Source organism: Acidobacteriota bacterium (genome assembly GCA_018001935.1).
Taxonomy (GTDB): domain Bacteria; phylum Acidobacteriota; class JAAYUB01; order JAAYUB01; family JAAYUB01; genus JAGNHB01.
Genome location: JAGNHB010000046.1, coordinates 39,326 through 46,668, shown reverse-complemented (window position 1 = coordinate 46,668; position 7,343 = coordinate 39,326). Strand labels below are relative to the sequence as shown.

At 66.6% G+C, this 7,343-nt stretch carries 7 protein-coding genes; 1 reads left to right on the top strand and 6 read right to left on the bottom strand.

Annotated elements, in window-relative coordinates:
• Positions 1-23: 23 nt before the first annotated feature.
• On the bottom strand, positions 24-332 hold the full coding sequence (locus tag KA419_15580) for a hypothetical protein (protein MBP7867356.1): 309 nt from the start codon (positions 330-332) through the stop codon (positions 24-26).
• Positions 333-537: 205 nt separating this feature from the next.
• Here KA419_15580 and KA419_15575 point away from each other — a divergent pair, with 205 nt between their 5' ends.
• Entirely contained in the window at positions 538-1,221 is a 684-nt protein-coding gene (locus KA419_15575) for a hypothetical protein (GenBank protein ID MBP7867355.1), read from the top strand.
• A gap of 189 nt (positions 1,222-1,410) precedes the next feature.
• Here the strand turns inward: KA419_15575 and KA419_15570 are convergent, their stop codons facing one another.
• From KA419_15570 to KA419_15550, 5 genes are read right to left on the bottom strand one after another with little or no spacing between them, the layout of a single operon-like run.
• Complete coding sequence (locus KA419_15570) at positions 1,411-2,664, bottom strand: hypothetical protein (protein MBP7867354.1); 1,254 nt, start codon at positions 2,662-2,664, stop codon at positions 1,411-1,413.
• Between the two features lie 30 nt (positions 2,665-2,694).
• Positions 2,695-3,609: a 3-hydroxybutyryl-CoA dehydrogenase gene (locus tag KA419_15565; GenBank protein MBP7867353.1), complete on the bottom strand. Its 915-nt coding sequence runs from the start codon at positions 3,607-3,609 to the stop codon at positions 2,695-2,697.
• A 12-nt stretch (positions 3,610-3,621) separates the two neighbouring features.
• Complete coding sequence (locus KA419_15560) at positions 3,622-4,491, bottom strand: acetoacetate decarboxylase family protein (protein MBP7867352.1); 870 nt, start codon at positions 4,489-4,491, stop codon at positions 3,622-3,624.
• A gap of 31 nt (positions 4,492-4,522) precedes the next feature.
• Entirely contained in the window at positions 4,523-5,341 is an 819-nt protein-coding gene (locus tag KA419_15555) for an SDR family oxidoreductase (GenBank protein MBP7867351.1), read from the bottom strand.
• 27 nt (positions 5,342-5,368) lie between these two features.
• Positions 5,369-7,312: an FAD-dependent oxidoreductase gene (locus KA419_15550; GenBank protein ID MBP7867350.1), complete on the bottom strand. Its 1,944-nt coding sequence runs from the start codon at positions 7,310-7,312 to the stop codon at positions 5,369-5,371.
• Between the last annotated feature and the right edge of the window lie 31 nt (positions 7,313-7,343).

Sequence of the window (7,343 nt, the reverse complement as noted above, 5' to 3'; positions counted from 1 at the left end):
AGCTCCGGGGATGGGTCCCGGTCCTACTCCGTCACCTCCACCGGGCCGTAGAAGAGGCGGTTGCCGTTGTTCTCCACTTCCGCGAGTTGGTACCGGTACGGGACACCCGGGACGGCGTCCCCGTCCAGCCAGGCGTAAGGGGCGCCCAATGCCTCGCTCCCCTCAGCGGGGATGAGGCTGCCCGACACCTTCACGAACTGGTCGGACACCCCGTCCGCCCGCCAGATCTCGAAGCCGGCCGTGCCCAGCTCGGTGGCGGTCTCCCAGGAGATCAGGACCCCGGAGAGACCCCGGACCGCCTCGAGGTACAGCAGGGTCGGGAAAGGGGACACCCACTCTTCCGCCTTGGTCGAGTGTCCTGTTTCGACTTTCGACTTCCAAATCCAGTCACTTGTTCGAATGGTCGCTTCTGGTCAGGGGGATTTTTTCCGGCCTGAAGTTGAACCTCGATAAAAACCTGTTAGAATTCAACTGGTCATGCCCGCAACAGGTAAATACATTGACAGAAAAAAGTACTGACATGCCCCGGAGGGAAGGATGAAACGCTTTGATGAACTCTTTCACGACCACGCCGCCGCCTCGCTGGACAAGCAGCTCGCCTTGGGTGACGCTCTGGGAACTCACGAGTGGAAATTCGATCTGGATTCGGGCCGGATAACCTTCACGACGGGTCGGCTGTTTTCCCGAAAACGAATCACTTATGCCGTCCAGGTCCTCGGGACAGAATCCGAGATCTCTAACACGTGGCTCTGGGCTTGGGCCAACGAGCAGACTCCGGTACCCTCCTCCCTGTTGCACGCTGCCAACCGGTTGAAGGTGATCGGCGACCGGGAAGGCATCGTGGAACTCGCCGAACCCCGGATCGACCTGGAAACCTGCACCGGCCATCAGCTTGCAATGGTCGCCAGCGGCCTTCTGGCGGCCAATTGCTACTACCGTGGTCCGTATGAGGATGGGGCCGTCTTTCTCCTGATCCGGGACCCCTCGTTTCCCGCCCCCACTTTCGAGCCCCTTTCCCGAGTGGCCGTGATCTTTCCCCAACTTCTCTCAAATCTTGAGATTGCCGATCACAAGCGATGCTTGCTCTCTTACCTCGGGTATTACAAGCTCCAGGTGCGTGACGAAGGGGAAGCCGTGACCGTGGAAACGGTATCGGGAATGCTGATGGCCGACTTCGACGGCCAACGCCGATTGACGGACCTGAGGGTCAAGACGAAATAGCGGACGGCCCTTGCCCCGATTCCGAACGCCGGTTGAACCTCCCAGACCGAGACCGCCTGGGGACCCGAAGGCTGACACGGCCGGCTTCCTGAGGTTGTTTTCCAGCTTTGCCCGGCCGGCCGTGCGGAACCCTTTTCCGGTGGCATCTCCCTCCTTGCCGCGAGGAAAGTCCATCCGGGGCCGGCCTCTCTATCGCGACTCCAGTTTCCCCAGGATGGCCGCCAGGCGAAAGAGGAGGAGGCCGTTGGCCACGATGATGACCGCGTTGAGGAGGCCGGGCACGAGGCCTGGCACCAGCATGGTGATACCGAAGGCGATGACCGTGCCGTTGAGCACCGCCTGGGTACCCCGCAGTTTCACCAGGATGGGCGAAACGGCCTCGGCCCGCACTCGCTGCCGATCGCGCCTCTGCTGAACGAAGCGCCGGGCGAAGAACACCGATCCCGCGGCGAGGTTGAGCAGGGCAAGGAGGACGCGGAGATGGTGGGTCAGGACCCCCGGAACCAGGCACGAGAACGCCCCCAACCCCACGAACATGACTCCGAAAACCACCAGCGCCCATGACCGCCGGAACCGGCCGACGGGGGTTTCGCCCAGGGACAGCATCTGGATGGCGAAAATTACCAGCAGGAGCCCCTGGAGGCCGTCCGGTGAAAAGTTCAGCAGCCCGAGGTTGACCGGGAGGAGCACCAACCCGAGGAAAGAGAGGAGAACCGCCAGCAGGATCAGTGTGGCCGTGGCCGGGGACAGCGACGCTTCGCGGAGCAGCCGGGACCGACCCGCCAGCCGCCGCTCGCCGGGTGCGACCGACGGTTCCTCCCGGCCTTTCGGCGGTTTGAGCCGACTGACGGCCTGAATGGCCCACGCGAGGTAGAACAGACCGAAACCGTCGGCGAGGAGCAACCCCGCGACGCCGTAACCCGGGACGTACCCGGGACGCAGGGTCACCAGGCCCAGGACCACCGACAGCAGGTAGACCAGTCCGCAGCCGACGGCCAGGTGGCGCGGAACCCCGGGCAGGCGCAGCCATCGGCGGGCTTTCTCCCGGGAGAGCGCCAGCTGCAGGAAAAGGGAAAGACCCCCGGTGGTCAGCACCATGCCCACCAGAAGACGGACCGGATCGGTCAGGCGACCGGGGACGAAGCAGGAAGCCATTCCCAGGAGCGCCGCGGCAATGCCGGCGAGCACCGCGAACCCTGAGCGGCGCACGTCGCCGTACGGGGTCTTGCCCAGGGTGATTACCTGGAAGGCGGTGAGCACCAGGAACAGTCCGTAGGCGCCGTCCGGGCTGTAGGGCAGGGCCCCCGCCAAGAACCGGGACAGGAGCATGCCGAAGAGGAGCATGAACACCCCGAAAATGAGCAGGATGACCGTTTCCAGGGCCAAGCCGGCTTCCTCGCCCGGATCAGGGCGTACGTTGAGTGTCCGGTTCGTTCCGCTCATGTGTCTGCCTCGGCGAATCCGGCGGACGGGTCACTCGAATTCGCCGTTCAGGAATCCGGGGCGGAGATAGGCCGGGTCCGGGTAGGTGTAGAAGCCCCGCCCCGATTTGACGCCCAGTCGGCCCTTGTCGATGTAATCCCGCTTGAATTCGTCGGCGAACGCCTGGGCGCCCAAGTCGCCCGACAGCCGTGCATTGGTCTGCATCACGTGCCAGATGGTGTCCAGCCCGATGTAGTCATTCAGGCCGAAGGGACCGCAAGGCATGTCGAGGTGGATCATGACGGCCCGGTCCACGTCCTCCACGGAAGCGACCTTGTCCACCAGGGCGATCTTGATGGCCGCGGCGTTCATGGCGCCCCAGATGGCGTTGGACACGTAGCCGGGATACTCCCGTTCGAGGACCAGCGGCACCTGCCCGATCCGCCGCGCGAAAGCCGCCAGCAGCCGGATGATCTCGGGGGACGTCCCGGGGTGGGGCATGACGTCCACGAGGCAGTGGTCGAGCACGCCCAGGAAATGAAAGGCGGCGAACCGCTCCGGCCGGCCGGTCGCCTCGGCGTACATGGACGGCAACAGGGTCGAGGTGTTGGTGGTGAAAACCGTCTCCCGCTTGCAAACCGCGTTGAGCTGGGCAAAGACTTTCGCCTTGATCTCCGGGTCCTCGAAGACCGACTCGCTCACGAGGTCCGCATCGGCCCCATCGACGGGGCAGGACGTGAAGCAGATCCGGGAAAGGGCGGCCTCGGCCGCCCCGGCGGTCATCTTCCCCCCTGCCACCAGGCCCTCGGCAAAGGCGGGAATCCGGACCCTCGCGTTTTCCAGGGATTGGCGAACGGCATCGTACGCGACCACCTCGTAGCCGAAGCGGGCGCACTGGAGGGCGATTTTCTGGCCCATGGTCCCCGTGCCCACCACCAGGATCCTGCGGATGTCATCGACTTGCATGTGAAAACCTCCCTAGAACTGCCCGTAGCGCTGACAGCGGCCCGTGACGAGGGTGGAGCGGTCCCAGCGCCCCGCAAAGAGGTACGAGAACAGGCCGTCCGCCTCGTCGCCGGTGAACTCCGCCAGCGTATGGATGCCCGCCACCCAGTTGGAATTGACGCTGTACCCGGCCCCGAGGGGCTTCAACACCGGGATCTCCGCCCACGGGTCGTCCAAGGACGGCTCCATCTCCAGCGACTTGATGCAGGCCGGCTCCCAGCTCTGGTAGTCGGTGACGCTGTCGTAGTGCACCAGGCGCATCCGGGGGAAGGTCACGTGGCCATCCGGCGCCGCCCCGCACTCGTACTGGAACAGCAGGCAGGCGCCCCGGTCCCGGTACCCGGGCCCGTGGTTCCGGTACATGTGCTCCATGGCGGGGTCGTTGTAGGGCCCCATCTCCACCTCCACCGAGAAGAGGCGCCGCCCTTTCCGCTCGATGAGGGCGCCGGCCCAGTCGCCGTTGCGCTCGACGACGATGCGCTCGCACAGTTTCTTGGGCAGGCCGGCGGTCTCGCGCCCGCTGCACAGGCCCATGGGCGCACCCGGGCCGCTGAGCTGGAGGTTCAAAAAATAGACCCCCACGTGTTCGCGGTAGCGGCAGAGCAGACAGAGGCCGCCCTCCATGTACCACGGCGCGAAGGTGGGCTCGCGGATGTTGACGACGTACACCATGGCGATGGGGTGCTCGGGGTCGGGCAGGTCGAACAGCGGCGGCAGCACGCGCCGCGCCGCGGCCGGATCGGTGACCCAGCTGAGGTAAAGGCCTTCCTCGTTGTTCATCGCGCCGGGGTTCATGAACGGGTGCAACTGCTCCCGCGGAACAAAATAGCTGCCGTTTTTCATGGGTCGACCTCCTCCGTCGATTTCAAGCCGGTCACACGGTCCAGACGCCGCTCCGGCGCTGGCGTGCCACGTTCAGCAGATAGTCCTCCACTTTGGCCGCGCTGTCGGGGTTGAAGCAGTCCCTCGCCCCTTTGACGTCGTCCCCGTCACCCAGGACCAGCCGCTCGTTGTTCGCCACGCCGGCGAGGATGGTCCGGGCGGACTGTCCGGCCGACTGCGCGCCCGGCGGGGGCGCCGTGCCGCCCGCGGCCCAGATTCCGGTGACCGTGGTGCCGGGCGTGGCCGAGGTCAGGCGGATGTTCTCGTCCCACAACTCGGTGCGCAGGGCCAGGGTGAGCGCGTTCAGGGCGGCTTTGGTGGCGGCGTACATGGTCTGGTATGCCATCGGGGTAAACGCGATGCCGGAGATGACGTCGACGATGTGCCCGCTGCCCTGCGCCCGCATCACCGGCAGCACGGCCCGGATGCCGTACACGGCCCCGTAGAAGTTCAGGGCGAAGGCCTTCTCCCAGTCCGCGTCCGTCAGTCGGTCGAAATATCCGCCGAACCCGGCCCCGGCGTTGTTGAAGAGAAAATCGATGCGCCCGCCGCCGAACTCGGCCGCCTGCCGGATCATCTCCCGGACGTCCTTTTCCCGCGTCACGTTGCAGCGCACGCCCAGCGCCCGGCCGGGGTGGGCGGCGTTGAGACGGTCCGTTTCCCGGACCAGGTTATCCCCGTTGATGTCCCCGAGGACGACCTTGCGGGCCCCGTAGGCGAGCATCGTCTCCGCCAGGGCCAACCCGACGCCCGAGGCGCCGCCGGTCACGACGGCGACCTTGTCCCGGTAGTACTCACTCGTTTCGCTCATGATCGGTTCTCTCCTTTTCACATGGATTTACGGCTCGAAGACAAAAGCCTGCCCGTAGGCGTCCTGGGTCGCGTCCAGGATCCGCCCGCCACGGACCGCGTCCCCGATGACCCGCGCGTCGGGGAAGGCGGCCCGGAAACGGTCCGCGACATCACGGTTGGGACGAACACCCATGGCCAGGATCACCGTGCTCGCCGGGACGAGGACGATCCGGCCATCATCCACCCGTTCCAGTTCCACCCCTTCCCTGGTGACTTTCTGCAGTTTGTGTCCCGGCAGGTAGACGGGGTCGTAAGGGGCCATCCGTTGTTTGGCGTCGAGAATGACGACGATTTCCGCCCCGGCGCCGATCTGCGGCAGCATGTCCACCACCGTGGTCCGGTGCCCGGCCCGCAGGACCACTTCCGCCGTCTCGAGCCCGGTCATGCCCGAACCGACGATCACACACTCGCCGACGACGTTGGCGTGTCCCAGCAGGACGTCTTCGGCCAAGACAACGTTGGGCCCGTCGATGCCGGGGACCGGCGGTACGAGCGGCCGCGCGCCGCACGCGACGAACACGCCGCAAGGGGAGAGGGCCCGGACCGTCTCTACCGTCGCCTCCTCCCCGAGACGCAGTTCCACGCCGCTGTCCAGCACCTGGGCGATCAGGGACTCGACCAGCCGGGTGATCTTTTCCTTGTCCACGCCCTTGTCGGCCACGTTCAGCGTACCGCCGAGCCGCGGGGCCGGGTCGAACAGCACGGCGCGGAAACCCCGTTGCTGCAGGACCAGGGCGGCCGTGACCCCCGCCGGACCGCCGCCCACCACCGCCACCGGCCGCCCGGCGCCGTTGCGTTCGAGGCGGGCGAACTCCCGCTCGCGGCCGGTGGTGGGGTTGACCGAGCACTTGACGTGCCGGGCGTGCTCGATCTCGTCGAAGCACACCAGGCAACCGATGCACCTGCGGATGGTGGCCGCCCGGCCGGTCCTCGCCTTGTTGCACCACTCCGGGTCGGCCAGGTGACCCCGGGCAACCCCCACCAGGTCGCAGCACCCCTCTTCCAGGATCGTCTCCGCGACCTCGGGATCCTTGATGTTCGCCACGGCGATGAGCGGGATTTTCACGTGCTTGCGGACCTCCGCCGCCATGTACTTCTTCCACCCCTGCGCGATCGTGCCCGGTTCGATGCAGGCGTTGAACCTCGGGCTGTCGGGGATGCAGCAGCTGATGTCCAGGAAATCGACGCCGGCCTTTTCCAGTTCCGCGGCGATCCGGCAGGTGGCGGCCAGGTCGTTCCCCTGCTCGCCCAGGAATTCCTCGGCGGAGAGGCGGACCCCGAGGGGGAAGTTCCGGCCGCAGAGCGACCGGATGTCGGCGATGATCCCCAGCAGGAAGCGCAGGCGGTTCTCGAAGCTGCCGCCGTAGGCGTCGTCGCGCCGGTTGAGATAGGGGGAGAGGAAGCTGTTGATCAGGTAGCCGTGCGCGCCGTGAAGCTCGACGCCGTCCGCCCCCGCCATCTGGGCGATGCGGGCGCCGCCCGCGAAGGCCTGCCGGATTGTTTCGATCTCCGGCAGGGCGAGGGCGCGCGGGACCCGCCCGGTGTAAGGGTTCGGTACCGCCGACGCCGAGACCGGCTCCTCGCCGCCGACCTCGCGGTGACCCTCACGCCCGGGGTGGTGCAACTGGATGAACATCCGGGTGCCGTACTTGTGCACCGCGTCCAGCATCCGGCCGAGCCCCTGGATATCCGCCCCGTTGCGGGCGGCGAGCTGGCACGGCTCACCGGCGCCGGCACCGTCCAGGACCCGGCAGATCTCGCTGATGATGAGCCCGATGCCACCCCGGGCCCGCGCCTCGTAGAAGGCGATGATGTCGTCGCTGACCCCGCCGCCCACCGCGGCCAGGCTCACGCCCATCGGCGTCATGGCCACGCGGTTCCTGATCTCCACCCCGCCGATCCGAACCGGACTGAACAGTTTTTCGAACATTTTCTCACCTCTTCGGTTTCCGGCCCGGGAA

Bases quoted from the DNA above. Each gene is read 5' to 3' on its own strand.
- KA419_15575 (MBP7867355.1), top strand. From the start codon at position 538: ATGAAACGCTTTGATGAACTCTTTCACGACCACGCCGCCGCCTCGCTG.
- KA419_15560 (MBP7867352.1), bottom strand. From the start codon at position 4,491: ATGAAAAACGGCAGCTATTTTGTTCCGCGGGAGCAGTTGCACCCGTTC.
- KA419_15565 (MBP7867353.1), bottom strand. From the start codon at position 3,609: ATGCAAGTCGATGACATCCGCAGGATCCTGGTGGTGGGCACGGGGACC.
- KA419_15555 (MBP7867351.1), bottom strand. From the start codon at position 5,341: ATGAGCGAAACGAGTGAGTACTACCGGGACAAGGTCGCCGTCGTGACC.
- KA419_15550 (MBP7867350.1), bottom strand. From the start codon at position 7,312: ATGTTCGAAAAACTGTTCAGTCCGGTTCGGATCGGCGGGGTGGAGATC.
- KA419_15570 (MBP7867354.1), bottom strand. From the start codon at position 2,664: ATGAGCGGAACGAACCGGACACTCAACGTACGCCCTGATCCGGGCGAG.